The following is a 16,014-nucleotide window of genomic DNA, read 5'->3' as shown; positions in this document are numbered from 1 at the left end:
GTCACGCTCCCAGCGGCCGGAGCAGGTCGCGGCTGATGATGTGGCGCTGGATTTCAGACGTGCCGTCCCAGATGCGTTCGACGCGGGCGTCGCGCCAGAAGCGGGCGAGCGGCAGGTCGTCCATCAGGCCCATGCCGCCGAAGATCTGGATCGCCTCGTCGGTGACGCGGGCAAGCATCTCGGTGGCGAAGACCTTGGCGGATGCGATCTCGCGGTTCGACGGCAGGCCGTTGTCGAGCCGCCAGGCGGCAGACAGCGTCAGGAGGTCGGCAGCGTCGATCTCGGTGATCATGTCGGCGAGCTTGAAGGAGACGCCCTGGTTGGCACCGATCGGCTTGCCGAACTGCTTGCGGTCGGCTGCGTAGTTCAGCGCATAGTCGAAGGCGCGGCGCGCTCGGCCGACCGAGGTCGCCGCCACCGTCAGCCGGGTGGCAAACAGCCAGTCGTTGGCGACGTCGAAGCCCTTGTGCACTTCGCCGAGGATCTGGGCGGAGGGCAGGCGGCAATCGTCGAAGGTCAGGATGCAGTTGTTGTAGCCGCGATGGGAGACGGAGTTGTAGCCCTTGCGGATCTCGAAACCGGGCGTGCTGCGGTCGACGAGGAAACAGGTGATCTTCTTCTTCGGGCCGCGCGGCGTGTCCTCTTCGCCGGTGGCGATGAAGACGATGACGAAATCGGCGATGTCGGCATGGCTGATGAAGTGCTTGGTGCCGTTGACGATCCAGTCGTCGCCATCCTTGCGGGCAAAACACTTCATGCCGCGCACGTCGGAGCCGGCGTCCGGCTCGGTCATGGCCAGCGCGTCGAACTTGTCGCCCTTGACCGCGGGCAGCAGGTATTTCTCGCGCTGCTCGGCATTGCAGGCCATCAGGATACCCGAGGGGCGGCCGAAGAAGACGGTCAGGCCCATGGAGCCGCGGCCAAGCTCGCGCTCGACCAGCGTGAAGGAGGTGTGGTCGAGGCCGGCGCCGCCGACTTCTTCCGGAAAATTGCAGCCGAAGAAACCGATCTCCTTGCACTTGCGGGCGATCTCCTGGCCAAGCTCGCGCGGCACCACGCCGGTGCGCTCGACCTCGTCCTCATGCGGATAGATTTCCGTTTCGACGAAGCTCCTGACCGTATCGACGATCATCTGCTGTTCTTCGGTCAGTGCGAAATTCATGCGTTCTCCCTCGCAATTCTGTCTGCCTGCCCTGCGATCAATCTCCCCATCGACCCCGGGCGTGCTTGTCCTGCCCTCACCCTAACCCTCTCCCCGCCTGCGGGGAGAGGGGACGCGTTTGCCGCTCGCACTCCACATCAAGGAGCGAGCGGTTGCGGCATGTCCCTTCTCCCCGTGTACGGGGAGAAGGTCGCGGCAGCGGGATGAGGGGCTTGACCCGACGTTACCCGCGATCCCTCCGAAGGCGGAGGGCCAATCTCAGCGCTTCTGGCCGACGAAGCGTCCGACGCCTTCCGGTGCCGGCAGCTTTGAATGCGCTTCGGCAATGGCGGCAAGCTTGCTCAGCACCTGCTCCGGCGCCGGAACCGCCTTGCCGGCCTTGCTGTCGACATGGAGTGCCATCTGCTCGGCGGTCGCCACTGCTTCGTTGGTCTCGGCGTTGTAGATCGTCGAGAAGATGTGCAGGCGCTTCTCGTCGGATGAGAGCACCTGGCAGGTCGAGTAGAGCGCGTCGCCGAGCTTGGCTTCGCCAAGGTTCCGGATGTGGGTCTCGACGGTGTAGTAGCTGTGGCCGTCGCGCACATAGTCGAGATCGACGCCGATCAGACGCAGCAGGCCATCGGTCGTATCGCCGAAGACCTGGAGATAGCGATGCTCGGTCATGTGGCCGTTGTAGTCGACCCAGGCAGCACTGACCTTGGTGTCGACGATGCGCAGCGGCTTGACGTCGCCGAGGTTTGCTTCCGGCTTCTTGGCCTTGGCCCAGAGCTTGGCCTCGAAATCGGCGAGCAGCTTGCCGGCACCCCAGCCTTCGCCACCATTGCCCGATTTCAGCGCATGCATGATGCCGACGAGGTTTTCGTCGCGGATGCGCTCGAGTTCGCGGATCGAGCGGCCGGCGGCCTGTGCGTCCGACTGGGCGCCGATCTTTTCGACGAGCGCATCGTCGAGATCGACGACATCGGTGAACTTCGTCCAGGGCCATTTCAGGCAGGGACCGAACTGGGCGAGGAAGTGGCGCATGCCGGCTTCGCCGCCGGCGATGCGATAGGTCTCGAACAGGCCCATCTGCGCCCAGCGCATGCCGAAGGAATAGCGCATGACGTTGTCGAGCGTTTCGGTATCGCAGATGTCGTCCTGGATCAGCCAGAGCGCCTCGCGCCAGAGCGCCTCGAGCAGGCGGTCGCCGACGAAAGCCTCGATCTCCTTGGCGATGACGACGCCCTTCATGCCGATCTGCTCGACGCCCTGCATGGCGCGCTCGATCGTCGCCTTCGACGTCTTCTTGCCGCCGACGAGTTCGACGAGCGGCAGCAGGTAGACTGGGTTATAGGGGTGCGCCACGAACATGCGCTCGGGATGGTGCATCTCGGCTTGTAGATCGGAGGGCAAAAGACCCGAGGTGGACGAGCCGATCAGCGCATCGGCCTTTGCGGCCGCATCGATCTTGGTGATAACGCCGCGCTTCAGGTCCAGCCGTTCCGGCACGCTTTCCTGAATCCAGTCAGCACCTTCGACCGCTTCCTCGATGCTCTTGCAGAAGGTGAGTTTCCCCTTCGGCGGCAGTGGCGCCATGGTCAGCATGGCGTAGGCGCGCTCAGCATTGGCCATGACTTCGCCAATGATGCGCTCGGCTTCCGGATGCGGGTCGAAGATCTTCACGTCGATGCCGGCAAGCGCGAAACGCGCAACCCAGGCGCCGCCGATAACGCCGCCGCCGACACAGGCTGCTTTGGTGATAAAGCTCATGGTGTTCTGCCCTTGCTCAGCGCTTCGTCAGCTTCAGTTTCTCGCGGACTTCCTTCGGCCCGATGATCTTGGCGCCCATGCCTTCGATGACGCCGACCGCCTTTTCGACGAGCTGGCCGTTGGTGGCGAGCTGGCCCTTGCCGATATAAAGGTTGTCTTCGAGGCCGACGCGGACGTTGCCGCCGGCAAGGACCGCCGCTGCCGGGTAGGCAAGCGCGTTGCGGCCGATGGAGAAAGCCGAGAAGGTCCAGTTATCAGGCACGTTGTTGACCATCGCCATGAAGGTGTTGAGGTCGTCAGGCGCACCCCACGGAATGCCCATGCAGAGCTGGATCAGCACCGGATCCTCGATCAGGCCTTCCTCGGCGAGTTGCTTGGCGAACCAGAGATGGCCGGTGTCGAAGGCCTCGATCTCGGGGCGGACGCCAAGTGCCGTCATCTGCCGCGCCATTTCGCGCAGCATCGACGGCGTGTTGGTCATGACGTAGTCGCCGAGCGAGAAGTTCATGGTGCCACAGTCGAGCGTGCAGATTTCCGGCAGACATTCGGCCACGTGGGCGACGCGCTCGGTGGCGCCGGCCATGTCGGTGCCCTTCTCATTGACGGGCAAGGGGCTCTCGACATTGCCGAATACCAGGTCGCCGCCCATGCCGGCCGTCAGGTTCAACACGATATCGATATCGGCGGAGCGGATGCGGTCGGTCACTTCCCGGTAGAGATCGAGCCTGCGGGAGGGCGCGCCGGTTTCCGGATCGCGAACATGGCAGTGGATCACGGCGGCCCCGGCCTTTGCCGCCTCGACCGCCGCTTCGGCGATCTGTTTCGGCGTGATCGGAACATGGCTGGACTTCGAAACGGTGTCTCCCGAGCCGGTGACGGCACAGGTGATGAATACCTCGCGGTTCATGCTGAGCGGCATTGCTGTCTCCCTTTTATTGACCCCATTACGAGCCAAGAAAGGGCGCGCTGCTTTTCATAATCGGCTTCATCCTATACATTATCGGCGATGGCGCGGAGAAGTTTAGATATGGATCAGAACGTTTCGCAGGTGCAGCACGTCGATATCCTGGTGCTGCCGGAGACCAATCTGATCCTCGTTGCCTCGGTGATCGAGCCGATGCGTGCGGCCAACCGCATCGCCGGGCGGCCGCTCTACGACTGGACGATCTACAGCCCGGATGGAGAACCGATCGAGACGAAGAGCGGCATACCCATCCCCGTCTCGGGCATCTTCCGGCCGCAGCGTGAAACGTCGCCGCTCTTCATCCTGTCGAGCTACAACTGGCAGCGTAGCGCCACCTCGCAACTGAAGATGCTGCTTTCGCAGACCGCACGGCACCGCGAGATGATGGCGGGCATCGAATCCGGCTCATGGCTGCTTGCCGAAACCAGCCTGCTCGACAATTTCAAGGCGACCACCCACTGGGAGGATTTCGAGGATTTCACCACCACCTATCCGCAGGTGATCATGGTTCGCGAGCGCTTCGTCATCGACGGCAAGCGCATCACGACCGGCGGCTCGCTGCCGACGCTCGATCTGATGCTGGAACTGATCCGCCGTGCGCACGGCTACTCGCTGGCGCTCGAAGTGTCGCGCCTCTTCATCTACGAGCAGGAGCGCACCCGCGGCGACCTCCTGCAGATGCCGGCGATCGGCAACATGCGCATCCTCGATCCGCGCGTCGGCGCCGCCGTCAAGCTGATGGAGGAAACCGTGGAAGCGCCGTTGACGCTGGCGCGGCTTGCCCGCCGCATCGGTGTCAGCACGCGCCACCTGCAGGATCTCTTTCGCGACACGATGGGCGTCGCGCCGCACGAGCATTACCTTGCGCTTCGCCTCAATGCGGCGCGGCGCAAGGTGATCGAGACACGTCTGGAATTTGCCGACATCGCGGCGATCTCCGGCTTCAACTCGTCGTCGTCCTTCTCGCGAAGCTACCGGGCGCATTATCGCGAGAGCCCGAGCGAGACCCGGCGACGACTGAAGCTCAAGACTTGAACACCCACTTCATGTGTTGATTCAGAAGGAAGTTTTCCGAGTCGTTTCAGGCGGTTGGCCGCAGGGGATCAAAGTTTGATTCCGCCGGCGGCACCGTTGCCATCAGGCCCGTGGGCTCGCCTTCATCATCGAAATCATCAGTTCGCCGATCTCGCCGGCGAAAGCGCCGCGCGGCCAGACAAGCGTTAGGGATTGCCGGTAAGCAGGGCCAAGCCGGATCATCGCCGGAGGCCGGTGCATCCTTGCGAGCGAGGATTCCGGCAGCACCGAGAGGTAGCCGTGCTGAGCGACGAGGTTGATGATAACAGGAATGGAATCGACTTCGACGAGGGCGATGCGGCGACGCTCGGTCTCATCAAGCGTGTCGTCGAGGAAGCGGGCGGTCTCGCGGCGCAATCCGCTCCTGACGCTTGGCACTGCGATCGGGCAGGCGGCGAGCAGCCTTGGCAGGTCGCCTGCGAACGCGGAAAGGACGGAGGCGGGGCCTGCCAGCGCCAGTGGCATCTGCGACACCAGCCTGCCGTCGCAATCCAAGGGGATCTCGGCGACATCGAGAAGGGCGGCGTCGAACCGCCTGCTTCTAAGGCCAGCCAAAAGTTCATCCGCCGTGGTGCTGGATATGTATAGCGGCTGGCGCGGGCGGGTACGTTGCCAGTTCGCCGTCAGCGCTGCCAGCATGCGGGCGATCTCGCTTTCAGGACCGAGTGGCATGACGGCGCCCAGGCGCCAGGTGGCGGCGTCGCGGCGGAAGCGATCGGCGGATGCGTGTGTCAGCCGCGCCCAGATGTCGAGCAGGGCGTCGACAAATGGAATGATCCGCTCTGCGGTTGCCGTGCCGAGGACACCGCCATGAGAGCGCTCGAACAGGCGGCTGCCGAGATGGCGTTCAAGGTCGGCCATCTGCCGTGTCAGCTGCGGCTGGCCGAGGCCGAGCGCCTTGGCGGTGGCGCGGATGCTGCCGGAGCGGGCGATCCGGACGAAGCGGTCGAGCGCGACGAGGCCGATCGGCGGCGTGGGATCGATCGCCTCCTTGCCTGCCGCCTCCATGATGGCAGCAATCTTGGTCGTTGCCTCCCTGATTTCAGTTGTGCGGGCGCGCGCTTCGAGCGTCAGGACGAGTGCGGTTTCTTCTCGCCGGAACAGCGACATGGAGATCGCCTGTTCAAAGCGCTTGATGGCGGCGCTGACACTTGAGGGGGCGCGTCCGCTGAGCGTGGCGGCGCGGCGGATGCCGCCTTCGCGGAGCACCGCATCGACGATCACGATCGTTGCTAAGTCCATTCGGCGATCCTTCTGCCAGACGAGCGGTACCATGCGCCGATGGCATGTCCATGATTACGCATTGCCCGTTCCAGATTTGGGATATAGCACGAGCGGGCGATAAGCGCATAGCATGCACAAAGCAACCAAGGCCTTGCGAGCGGCGGTTGCGAGACATCAGAGCATCCGCGCACCGTTTCGAAACCGAAGCGGCTCCTGCGCGGGAAGGTATCCATCGGCATGCTGCATCAGGTCAAATCCATCGTTCTCTGCGGGAAACCGCTGGACTTCGCGACGCTCGAGGACATCGGGGCGGGAAGGGTTCGGCCGGTGGCCGATGACGGCGGCATGGAGCGGGTGGCCGCGGCCCACAAGGTGGTTGCCGAGCGTGTCGCGATGGGGCTTCCCGTCTATGGTTCCAACACCGGCGTCGGCTCGATGAAGGACCGTCTCTGGACGGCCGACGATCTGGCTGAATTCAACAATTCGCTGGTCAGAGCCCACCATTTCGGCACCGGCGAGTTCTTCGCGCCGGCGATCGTGCGCATGGCGATCGCCATCCGCGTCAACACCGCCATGCGCGGCCACACCGGCTGCAGCCCGGATCTGATCCGGGCGTTTCTGTCCCTTCTTGCGTCCGACATCATTCCGGCCGTGCGCCGGCACGGCTCGATGGGCTGCGCCGATATCGGCCTGATGGGGCAGATCGCCTCGGTGCTGACAGGCGTCGGCGAGGCCTACTATCAAGGGCGCCTCGTTTCGGCCGAGACGGCGCTTGCCGAAGCGGGCCTGAAGCCATTCGTCATGCAGCCGCGCGACGCGCTGGCGGCGCTCAGCGTCAATGCCATCTCCTTCGCCGCGGCGGCCAACGTGCTGCGCGAGGCGGCGGCCGCGATCCGCGTGCTGCTCGTCACTGGCGTTATGTCATCCTTAGCGCTTGGCGCGTCGGCCGATCCGTGGCGGGTGGCGGCAACGCTCTCGACCCGCGGCGAGGCGCTGGTCGGCTCCTGGCTCTACGGTCAATCCGGTGTTGCAGACTGGCCGGTGCCGACGGCCATCCACGATCCGCTCAGCCTGCGCATGACCGCCCAGGTCTTCGGGGCCGTAGTCGACACGCTGATGGTTGCCGCTGGGCGGCTGGTGGAGGCGACCTATCTCTCCGACGACAACCCGGTGGTGCTTGGCGGGCAGGTCCATTCTTCCGGCGCGTCGCTGCCGCTGACCACAACGCTCTATATCGAGGCGGCACAGATCGCCTTTTCCCATGCGGCGCGCAACGTGCTGAACCGCTGCATTCTTCTATCGAACGGCGGACGTCGCAATCTCTCGGTCAATCTCGTGGCGCCGGGAGAGGTGGCGACCGGGCTCGGCCCGCTGATGAAGCTCGCCGTCGAACTTTACATGCGGGTGCAGTCGCTGGCCGTGCCGCTCTCGGCGCAATCGATCGTCGTTGCCGGCGGTCTCGAAGAAGAAGCGACCTTCCTGCCGCTGATCGTCGAGCGCATGGAAACGCAGGTGCGGGACCTGCGCCAGCTTGCCGCCATCGAGGCGATGCTGTCGTCGCAGGCGATCGATCTCGTCGGTGACCAGCCGCAGGGCGTCGTCAAGCGCGCCTACGACCAGACCCGTTCCGTCAGCCCTATGTATCTCAAGGACCGGCCGCTCTCGAAGGAGATCGAGGCGCTGCAGGATGCCTTCACCTGCCACGATCTGCTGCGCTCCTTCGTCGCCACCGCACCGATGCCGGAGTTCGACGACTTCTTCGCGCTCGGCAAGTGACCCACACCTGACCCATCGGGAGTACAGCATGTCCGATTTCGATCTCGTTCTGAAAGGCACCGTTGTTCTCCCTCACCGGATCGTCGAGGGCGGGCACGTGGCGGTTCGCGACGGCAAGGTGGTGCATGTCGGCCAGGGAGCGGCACCGGCGGCACGCGAGCGGCATGATCTCGGGAATGCGCTGATCCTGCCCGGCGCCGTGGATTCGCAGGTGCATTCGCTGTCGCAGAAGAACCAGGAGGATTTCATCTGGTCGACGCGTTCGGCGGCTGCCGGCGGCGTCACCACCATCGTCGACATGCCCTATGACGAGGGCAATCTCGTCTGCTCGGCTGAAGCCCTTCGCCGCAAGATCGACCATGCCGGTCCGCAGGCGCGTGTCGACTTCGCGCTTTATGGCACCGTCGACCCAGAGGAGGGGCCGGCACGCATCGGCGAAATGGTGGAGGCGGGTGTCGCCGCCTTCAAGTTCTCGACCTTCGGCACCGATCCCAAGCGCTTTCCGCGCATTCCGGCGGCGCTCCTTGAAGATTGCTTCCGCGCGATCGCGCCAACCGGGCTTGCCGCCGGCGTCCACAACGAGGACGACGAGGCGGTGCGCGCCGCGATCGATAAGGTCAAGGGGGCGGGCATCACCGACTACCGCGCCCACGGGCTGTCGCGCCCGCCGCTGACGGAACTGCTTGCCACCAACCAGATTTATGAGACCGGCGCTGCCACGGGCTGCCCCGCGCATGTGGTGCACTGCTCGCTCGGCCGTGGCTACGAGATTGCCGCCGCCTACCGCGCGCAAGGACATGCGGCGACGATCGAGTGCTGCATCCACTATCTGACGCTCGACGAGGAAAACGACGTCCGGCGCCTCGGCGGCAAGGCGAAGATCAATCCGCCGATCCGCCCGCGCGCCGAGGTCGAGAAACTCTGGCGGCATGTGGCCGATGGTACGGTGACGATGGTCTCGACCGATCATGTGAGCTGGTCGGAGGACCGCAAGACCAATCCGGACATGCTGGCCAATGCCTCCGGCGTGCCGGGGCTGGAAGTCATGGTGCCGCTCTTCGTCAAGGGCGCGCTCGAACGGGGCATTCCGTTGACGCGAGCAGCCGAACTGATGACGCTGAACCCGGCCCGGCATTTCCGCCTCGACCATCAGAAGGGCGCGCTCGAAGCCGGCAAGGATGCCGATATCATCGTCATGACGCCCGAGCCCTATGTCTATGACGCGGCGGCAAGCGGTCACAACGTCGTCGGTTGGTCGCCCTATAACGGTATCAGGCTGCCCTGGCGGGTATCTGCCACGTATCTGCGCGGCAGGCTCGCCTTCGATGGTCGCGAGGTGCTGGCCGAGCCCGGTGTTGGGCAATTCGTCCGGCCGCTGGCCACGTTGGCGCTGCAGGAGGCGTGATGAGCAAGACCGCCCACAACAAGGTCCCGGCCAACCTGCCGGTCAATGCCGGCCGGATCGCCGGGATCATCAACGGTCTCGCCGGCATAACCGAGCCGGATCGGCCCTATACGCGGCGCGCCTTTACGCCGCTGTTCCTCGAAGGCCGCGCCTTTCTCGACCGGCGCTTCCGCGCAGCCGGTCTCGAAACCCGGATCGACGCCGCCGGAAATCTGATCGGCCGGCGCAAGGGGCGCAAATCGGCGCTCGGCACCATCATGCTCGGCTCCCATTCCGACACGGTGCCCGATGGCGGCCGTTTCGATGGCATCGCTGGCGTCGCGGCAGCGCTCGAAGTGGCACGGGCGCTGACGGACAATGGCATCGAGCTCGACCATGATCTGGAGGTCGTTGACTTTCTCGCCGAGGAAGTGTCGATCTTCGGCGTCTCCTGCATCGGCAGCCGCGGCATGGCGGGCGTGCTGCCGGATGGCTGGCTGAGCCGTACCCAGGGCGAACTCAGTCTGCGGCAGGGAATCGTCGAAGTCGGCGGCGACCCGTCGCGGCTTTCGGGTTCCAAGCGCTCGGACATCAGGGCCTTTCTGGAACTGCACATCGAGCAGGGGCCGGTGCTGGAAACCGGGCGGCTCGATGTTGCGGTCGTTACCGCCATCTCCGGCATCACCCGCATCGAGGTCATCGTCGAGGGGCAGGCGGATCACGCCGGCACGACGCCGATGGGGCACCGGCGCGATGCGCTGGTTGCCGCCTCGCGGCTGGTGCTGGAGATCGAGCGGCTGGCGACGGAATTCTCGCAAGGCGAGGGGCATTTCACCGCGACGGTCGGTGAGTTCTCGATCGAACCGAATGCGGCGAATGTGGTGCCTTCGCGCGTGCGACTGCTGATCGACGCGCGTGCCGAGCTCAGGCCGCAGATGGAGCGGTTCCTGACCGAACTCGGACCGTTGTGCCAAGGCATTACTGACGCTGCCGGTGTGACGATCGCGCCTGCCAATGTGATTTCCGACAACCACCCGACACCCGGCGATGCGCTGCTGCTCTCAACGCTCGAAGAAAGCTGCGACGCGATCGGCGCGAAGCATCGGCGCATGGCGTCCGGTGCCGGCCACGACACCGCCTGGATGGGCCGCATCACCCGCTCGGCGATGATCTTCATTCCGTGCCTCGGGGGCCGCTCGCATGCGCCTGAGGAATGGGCTGACAATGACGACATCGCGCTTGGCGCCGCCGTTCTCTTCGATGCGGTGAAGAGGCTCGACAAAAAATTGCAGGAGAAGGTGTGAGATGGGCCGGATACTGAAGGAAAAGGACGTCGAGGCGGCGGTCAAGGGCGGCTCCGTCTATGCGGCGGGCGGTGGCGGCTGGGCCGACCACGGGCGCATGCTTGGCTATGCCGCGGTCTCGATCGGCAAGCCGGAGCTGGTGTCGATCGACGAGCTCGACGCCAACGACTGGGTGGCGACGGCAGCCGCGATCGGCGCGCCGGCCTCGACCACGCCCTGGGAAATGCGCGGCGTCGACTACGTCAAGGCCGTGCAACTGTTGCAGGAGGCGCTCGGCGAGAAGCTCTCCGGGCTCATCATCGGCCAGAACGGCAAGTCCTCGACGCTCAACGGTTGGCTGCCTTCGGCAATCCTCGGCACCAAGGTGGTCGACGCGGTCGGCGATATCCGCGCGCATCCGACCGGCGACATGGGCTCGATCGGCCTTGCCGGCTCGCCCGAACCGATGATCCAGACGGCCGTCGGCGGAAATCGCGACGAGGATCGCTACATCGAACTGGTGGTGCGCGGCGCCACCGCCAAGGTCTCGCCGGTCCTGCGCACCGCGTCGGACATGTCGGGCGGCTTCATCGCGTCGTGCCGCAATCCGGTGCGCGCGTCCTATGTGAAAGCCAATGCGGCGCTCGGCGGCATTTCGCTGGCGCTGGCTCTGGGTGAGGCGATCATCGCGGCGGAGGCCAGGGGCGGCAGCGCCATCATCGACGCGATCGTCAAAGCAACCAATGGCGCGATCCTCGCCGAAGGTACGATTACCGACAAATCGGTCGTCTATACCAAGGAAGCCTTCGATATCGGCACGGTCACGCTGGGGAAGGGCGCTGACTCGACGGTACTGCACGTGATGAACGAGTATATGGCGGTTGACTCTGCGGAAGGTCGGCGGCTTGCGACCTTCCCCGACGTCATCACCACGCTGTCACCGGAGGGCGAGCCCTTGAGCGTAGGCCAGCTTCAGGTGGGCATGAGGATCTTCGTGCTGCATGTGGCAAAGACGGTGATCCCGCTTTCGTCCAGCGTGCTCGACCCGACGGTTTATCCGTCTGTCGAAAAGGCGATGGGCATCGAGCTTGCCCGCTACGCGCTTTCGGGTCGGAGCTGACGGGAGAGAGCCATGGCGCGCGATGCCGGGTTGGAAGAGCTGATCCGCGAGGAGCTCGGCGATCGCGCCGGGCTCTCGGAGAAGGCGATGTTCGGTGGCTGGGCCTATCTGCTGCATGGCAACCTGCTCCTTGGCGCACGCGAGGGTTCGCTGCTGGTGCGGCTCGGCAAGGGCAATGACGGCTGGGCGCTTGCGCTGCCCGATATCGAGCTGATGGTGATGAACGGACGCGCGATGCATGGCTGGGTGCGCGCGGGTGCGGATGCCTATGGCGACGATGCCTTGCGCCGGCGGCTGCTCGATGGGGCGATTGCCTTCGTCGAGACGCTGCCGCCGAAGTGAAGGTTGGTGGTCTGCCCGCCAATAAGTGTTGGCGGGGTTGCCCCTCACCCTAACCCTCTCCCCGCAGGCGGGGAGAGGGGACGTGGCCGCCATTCTCCGCAGTGCGTGTGGCACGCGGTGCGCCATTCACCGGCCGATCGTGGAAGGGGAAACGGCCGCGGTTCGCATTCGGCAACCGAGGCAAACGCAACGCCATCCCCTCTCCCCGCAAGCGGGGAGAGGGCTAGGGTGAGGGGCAGCGACTCCCGCCGACGTAAATGGGGGCAGCGACCTTCTGCCGACATGAGTGAGAGGGGCAATCACCCCGCCGAGACAACAATGAGGAACAGGACAATGCCCAAGGCCAACCCCCGTCACCCTGGTTTCCCGATCCCCGGCGGGCCGGAGCTGCGCGCCAAGGGCTGGCGGCAGGAGGCGCTGCTGCGGCTGCTCGAAAATGTGCTCTCCGTCGGCGAGGATCCGGACAATCTCGTCGTCTATGCCGCCCTCGGCAAGGCGGCGCGCAACTGGCCGGCGCATCGCGCCATCGTCAAGGCGCTCACCGAGATGGACGAAGACCAGACGCTCATCATCCAGTCGGGCAAGCCGGTGGGGCTGTTGAAGACCCATGCCAAGGCGCCGCTCGTCATCATGGCCAACTGCAACATCGTCGGCCAATGGGCGAAGGCCGAGGTGTTCTACGAATTGCAGCGCAAGGGGCTGATCTGCTGGGGCGGGCTGACGGCCGGCGCCTGGCAATATATCGGCAGCCAGGGGGTGATCCAGGGCACCTACGAGATTTTCATGCGCATCGCCGAGCGCCGATTCGGCGGCGATCTCTTCGGTCGTTTCGTGCTGACGGCGGGTCTCGGCGGCATGGGCGGGGCGCAGCCGCTAGCCGGCCGCATGGCGGGGGCTGCGATCCTCTGCGTTGACATTGATGCGGAGCGGGCGAAGAAGCGCCGGGAGATCGGCTATCTCCAGGAGATCGCGCCGGATCTCGATGCGGCGCTGGCGATGATCGACGCGGCCGTGAAGGAGAAGCGCGCGCTTTCCGTCGGCCTCGTCGGCAATGCGGCGGAAATCTACCCGGAAATCGCACGGCGCGGCATCGTGCCCGACGTGGTGACCGACCAGACCTCGGCGCATGATCTCGTCTACGGCTACGTGCCGAAGGGCATGAGCCTCGACCAGGTGAAGTCGCTGCGCGATGACGGCCAGGGGCAATTGATGGCGGCAAGCCGTGCCTCGATCGTCGAACACGTCAAGGCGATGCTCGACTTCCAGAAAAAGGGCTCGGAAGTCTTCGACAACGGCAACCTGATCCGCACCCAGGCCCGCGAGGGCGGCGTTGCCAATGCCTTCGACATTCCGATCTTCACCGAAGCCTATCTCAGGCCGCTTTTTGCCCGCGCCATCGGGCCGTTCCGCTGGATGGCGCTGTCAGGCGAGGAGAGCGACATCGCCCGCATCGACGACCTTTTGCTGGAGATGTTCCCGGACAACAAGATCATCACCAACTGGATCAAGCTCGCACGTCAGCATATCCCCTTCGAGGGCCTGCCGGCCCGCATCGCCTGGCTCGGCCATGGCGAGCGCACGGCACTGGCGCGGCGCGTCAACGAGCTGGTCGCATCCGGCGAACTCAAGGGACCGATCGCGTTCTCGCGCGACCATCTCGATGCCGGCGCCATGGCGCACCCGAACATCATGACCGAGCGGATGAAGGACGGATCGGACGCGATCGCCGACTGGCCCTTGCTCGACGCCATGCTGCTCTGCTCGTCGATGGCCGATCTCGTCGTCGTGCATTCCGGCGGCGGCGGCTATGCCGGCTATATGACCAGCTGCGGCGTGACCGTCGTTGCCGACGGCACGGCTGAGGCCGACGAGCGGCTCGACCATGCGCTCACCAATGATACCGCTCTCGGTGTCATCCGCTATGCCGATGCCGGCTACGACGAGAGTTTCGAGGAGATTGCTGCCAAGGGCATCGGGCATGTGAAGGTGTGAGACGAGGCGTGAGAGGTTTCCCGAGTGGAGCCTCAATAAATCCTTGATTCGAGCCGTTTTAATCTGTGCGCCTGGTGATTGCGAGTGCATGAAGCAAAAACATGAAATGTAGAAATAGTGCGGAAAAAGTAGATGTAGCGATATTTGAAACTGTCTTGTGAAGGCCGAGCATAGTAAACTGGCCTTTGTCAACAAGAATTCCGTCAGAGTCTGTAATAGATACCGCCGGCGATCCGGATCCAAAATAATATATATAGAAAACAAATGCTATAATAGAATTTATGAATATCATGTCTGAGATCATCAATGATCTAAAAAGAGTATAATTAGATATTGAACCAGAGATGTTGTTAATAAGTTCAACTATGGCAAATATTATCGCTAGCCAAGCGGTGAGAAGTGCGGACCTCAAGAATATTCCAAATATAATTGGCATTGCCATGTGTTGAGAAAAATAAACAATACCAGCGTCAATGATAAATGCCATAAATAGTACAAATATTATGCATAGAAATCTGATGAATAAGATAGTTGAGGTGCGCTGCATATTCCATCCAGGTGGAAACTACGCTCATAATGCGAGTTTTTTCACTTTATTTCAGGGGTGCCCGAGCCTCAGAAATACCGCCTGCCATTCGCCAGTCACCATCTGCAGAAGTACAGTCGTGTCCGACTTAAATGATTATCGCGAGAATGGAGGCGGCTCCAATTATCAGAAAGGACGTTAAGAGGCGCTTATTTCCCCTTTTCTTGATGTTCCTAATGAGCACTTCAAAATTAGTTCCGTCAATGGTCCGGCTGACGGATTTATGGCGAGACGCGTTGAGCCCCGCACTAAACGGCCATCTCGCCTCCATCCATCATCAGGAACCGGACGGGCACGTACTATCTACGCCTTGGTGCAAGGCGTGGCGCGGGACGGTTCCGGAGGCTTGATAAGGTCGCCTCCCTCATCTCTGTGCTTGTCACAGAGATCCAGCGGTGCCGCGTCGGTGGTGCGAAAGGCACCTTCGATCCGGCGTTCTAAAGAGTCATTCACGGCGCGGACGCGCCATGGCTGGATTTCTGTGACAGGCACAGAAATGAGGGAGGGGAGGAGACGCTCCAAGCCCAACTGCATGAGGGGAACGCGCGATTGCCGCACCTCGCGACATCGGGAGGATGCTACGTCAGCATCTTCACACCACCGTCTCGCCACCGTCGACCACCAGGATCTGGCCGGTCATGTAGGAGGAGCGGTCGGAGACGAGGAAGAGGATCGACTCGGCGATCTCGTCGACACTTGCCCAGCGGCCGAGCGGCACCTTTTCGCGGATATAGGATTCGATCGCGCCGCGCCCGCCCATCTGGGCGATGAAGGGCTCGTTGAAGGGCGTGTCGACCCAGCCGGGGCAGAGCGCGTTGACCCGGATGCCGTGGCGTGCGTAGTCGCCGGCCATCTGCTTGGTCATGGCGATGACGGCGTGTTTGGTGGTGGTGTAGGCGATCATCTCGCGATCATAGAGCACGCCTGAGGAGGACGAGGTATTGACGATGACGCCGCGGCCGGCCGCCCTCATCGACGGCATGACGAGGCGTGCGGCCATGAAATGGGCGCGGACGTTGAGGTTCCAGGAGCGGTCGAAGCCCGAAATCTCGACTTCTTCGAGATCGCCCGCCACTTGAGCGCCGGCATGGTTGTGCAGGATGTCGATGCGGCCGTGGCGATAGAGGATATCGGCGATGCCATCGCTGAGCGCGGCGTCGTCGGTGACGTCGATCGCCAGCGCCTCGGCGCTGCCGCCCTTGCTGGCGATCGCCTCGACGGCGGTGCTGGCTGCCACAAGGCTGCGATCGACGACGACGACATGGGCGCCCTCGCGCGCCATGATGGCCGCACCCGCCTGACCGATCCCGGAGCCGGCTCCGGTCACGATCGCGACCCGGTCTTTCAGGATCATGGTT

The 16,014-nt window shown here is 63.8% G+C and carries 12 protein-coding genes; 7 read left to right on the top strand and 5 right to left on the bottom strand.

Annotated features, from left to right (window positions below; genetic code table 11):
- Position 1 precedes the first annotated feature (1 nt).
- From ACTJKE_RS25990 to ACTJKE_RS25980, 3 genes are all read right to left on the bottom strand, one after another.
- Positions 2 to 1,162: an acyl-CoA dehydrogenase family protein gene (locus ACTJKE_RS25990; RefSeq protein ID WP_440692901.1), complete on the bottom strand. Its 1,161-nt coding sequence runs from the start codon at positions 1,160 to 1,162 to the stop codon at positions 2 to 4.
- A gap of 258 nt (positions 1,163 to 1,420) precedes the next feature.
- A complete protein-coding gene (locus ACTJKE_RS25985) occupies positions 1,421 to 2,911 on the bottom strand; it encodes a carnitine 3-dehydrogenase (RefSeq protein ID WP_440692899.1) in 1,491 nt (496 codons plus the stop codon).
- 16 nt (positions 2,912 to 2,927) lie between these two features.
- Complete coding sequence (locus tag ACTJKE_RS25980) at positions 2,928 to 3,830, bottom strand: 3-keto-5-aminohexanoate cleavage protein (RefSeq protein WP_058321823.1); 903 nt, start codon at positions 3,828 to 3,830, stop codon at positions 2,928 to 2,930.
- Positions 3,831 to 3,938: 108 nt separating this feature from the next.
- Here ACTJKE_RS25980 and ACTJKE_RS25975 point away from each other — a divergent pair, with 108 nt between their 5' ends.
- A complete protein-coding gene (locus ACTJKE_RS25975; RefSeq protein ID WP_057253319.1) occupies positions 3,939 to 4,910 on the top strand; it encodes a GlxA family transcriptional regulator in 972 nt (323 codons plus the stop codon).
- A gap of 102 nt (positions 4,911 to 5,012) precedes the next feature.
- Here ACTJKE_RS25975 and ACTJKE_RS25970 read toward each other — a convergent pair whose 3' ends face one another.
- A complete protein-coding gene (locus tag ACTJKE_RS25970) occupies positions 5,013 to 6,191 on the bottom strand; it encodes a LysR family transcriptional regulator (RefSeq protein ID WP_176907355.1) in 1,179 nt (392 codons plus the stop codon).
- A 219-nt stretch (positions 6,192 to 6,410) separates the two neighbouring features.
- Here ACTJKE_RS25970 and ACTJKE_RS25965 point away from each other — a divergent pair, with 219 nt between their 5' ends.
- From ACTJKE_RS25965 to ACTJKE_RS25940, 6 genes are all read left to right on the top strand, one after another.
- Entirely contained in the window at positions 6,411 to 7,949 is a 1,539-nt protein-coding gene (locus ACTJKE_RS25965; protein WP_057253323.1) for an aromatic amino acid lyase, read from the top strand.
- A gap of 28 nt (positions 7,950 to 7,977) precedes the next feature.
- Entirely contained in the window at positions 7,978 to 9,354 is a 1,377-nt protein-coding gene (locus tag ACTJKE_RS25960; protein ID WP_440692896.1) for a dihydroorotase, read from the top strand.
- Entirely contained in the window at positions 9,354 to 10,637 is a 1,284-nt protein-coding gene (locus ACTJKE_RS25955; protein ID WP_110878438.1) for a Zn-dependent hydrolase, read from the top strand. Before ACTJKE_RS25960 ends, ACTJKE_RS25955 begins: the two co-directional genes overlap by 1 nt.
- Before the next feature lies 1 nt (position 10,638).
- Positions 10,639 to 11,736 (top strand): DUF917 domain-containing protein, encoded by a 1,098-nt coding sequence (locus ACTJKE_RS25950; protein WP_440692894.1) that lies wholly within the window; start codon positions 10,639 to 10,641, stop codon positions 11,734 to 11,736.
- Positions 11,737 to 11,748: 12 nt separating this feature from the next.
- Complete coding sequence (locus ACTJKE_RS25945; RefSeq protein ID WP_058321830.1) at positions 11,749 to 12,078, top strand: TfoX/Sxy family protein; 330 nt, start codon at positions 11,749 to 11,751, stop codon at positions 12,076 to 12,078.
- A gap of 333 nt (positions 12,079 to 12,411) precedes the next feature.
- The gene (locus tag ACTJKE_RS25940; protein WP_093234420.1) at positions 12,412 to 14,070 is read left to right on the top strand and encodes a urocanate hydratase; all 1,659 of its coding nucleotides are present in this window, start codon (positions 12,412 to 12,414) and stop codon (positions 14,068 to 14,070) included.
- Positions 14,071 to 15,248: 1,178 nt separating this feature from the next.
- Here the strand turns inward: ACTJKE_RS25940 and ACTJKE_RS25935 are convergent.
- On the bottom strand, positions 15,249 to 16,010 hold the full coding sequence (locus tag ACTJKE_RS25935) for an SDR family NAD(P)-dependent oxidoreductase (protein ID WP_093234425.1): 762 nt from the start codon (positions 16,008 to 16,010) through the stop codon (positions 15,249 to 15,251).
- Positions 16,011 to 16,014: the final 4 nt, after the last annotated feature.

Origin of the sequence: Ensifer sp. 22521, assembly GCF_052044795.1 — a bacterium.
Taxonomy (GTDB): Bacteria; Pseudomonadota; Alphaproteobacteria; order Rhizobiales; family Rhizobiaceae; genus Ensifer.
This window is presented reverse-complemented; position numbering and strand designations above follow the sequence as displayed.

What these genes read in the sequence shown, in the direction of transcription:
- ACTJKE_RS25990 (WP_440692901.1), bottom strand. Translation starts at nt 1,162, where the DNA reads ATGAATTTCGCACTGACCGAAGAACAGCAGATGATCGTCGATACGGTC.
- ACTJKE_RS25955 (WP_110878438.1), top strand. Translation starts at nt 9,354, where the DNA reads ATGAGCAAGACCGCCCACAACAAGGTCCCGGCCAACCTGCCGGTCAAT.
- ACTJKE_RS25985 (WP_440692899.1), bottom strand. Translation starts at nt 2,911, where the DNA reads ATGAGCTTTATCACCAAAGCAGCCTGTGTCGGCGGCGGCGTTATCGGC.
- ACTJKE_RS25945 (WP_058321830.1), top strand. Translation starts at nt 11,749, where the DNA reads ATGGCGCGCGATGCCGGGTTGGAAGAGCTGATCCGCGAGGAGCTCGGC.
- ACTJKE_RS25940 (WP_093234420.1), top strand. Translation starts at nt 12,412, where the DNA reads ATGCCCAAGGCCAACCCCCGTCACCCTGGTTTCCCGATCCCCGGCGGG.
- ACTJKE_RS25935 (WP_093234425.1), bottom strand. Translation starts at nt 16,010, where the DNA reads ATGATCCTGAAAGACCGGGTCGCGATCGTGACCGGAGCCGGCTCCGGG.
- ACTJKE_RS25965 (WP_057253323.1), top strand. Translation starts at nt 6,411, where the DNA reads ATGCTGCATCAGGTCAAATCCATCGTTCTCTGCGGGAAACCGCTGGAC.
- ACTJKE_RS25960 (WP_440692896.1), top strand. Translation starts at nt 7,978, where the DNA reads ATGTCCGATTTCGATCTCGTTCTGAAAGGCACCGTTGTTCTCCCTCAC.
- ACTJKE_RS25970 (WP_176907355.1), bottom strand. Translation starts at nt 6,191, where the DNA reads ATGGACTTAGCAACGATCGTGATCGTCGATGCGGTGCTCCGCGAAGGC.
- ACTJKE_RS25950 (WP_440692894.1), top strand. Translation starts at nt 10,639, where the DNA reads ATGGGCCGGATACTGAAGGAAAAGGACGTCGAGGCGGCGGTCAAGGGC.
- ACTJKE_RS25975 (WP_057253319.1), top strand. Translation starts at nt 3,939, where the DNA reads ATGGATCAGAACGTTTCGCAGGTGCAGCACGTCGATATCCTGGTGCTG.
- ACTJKE_RS25980 (WP_058321823.1), bottom strand. Translation starts at nt 3,830, where the DNA reads ATGCCGCTCAGCATGAACCGCGAGGTATTCATCACCTGTGCCGTCACC.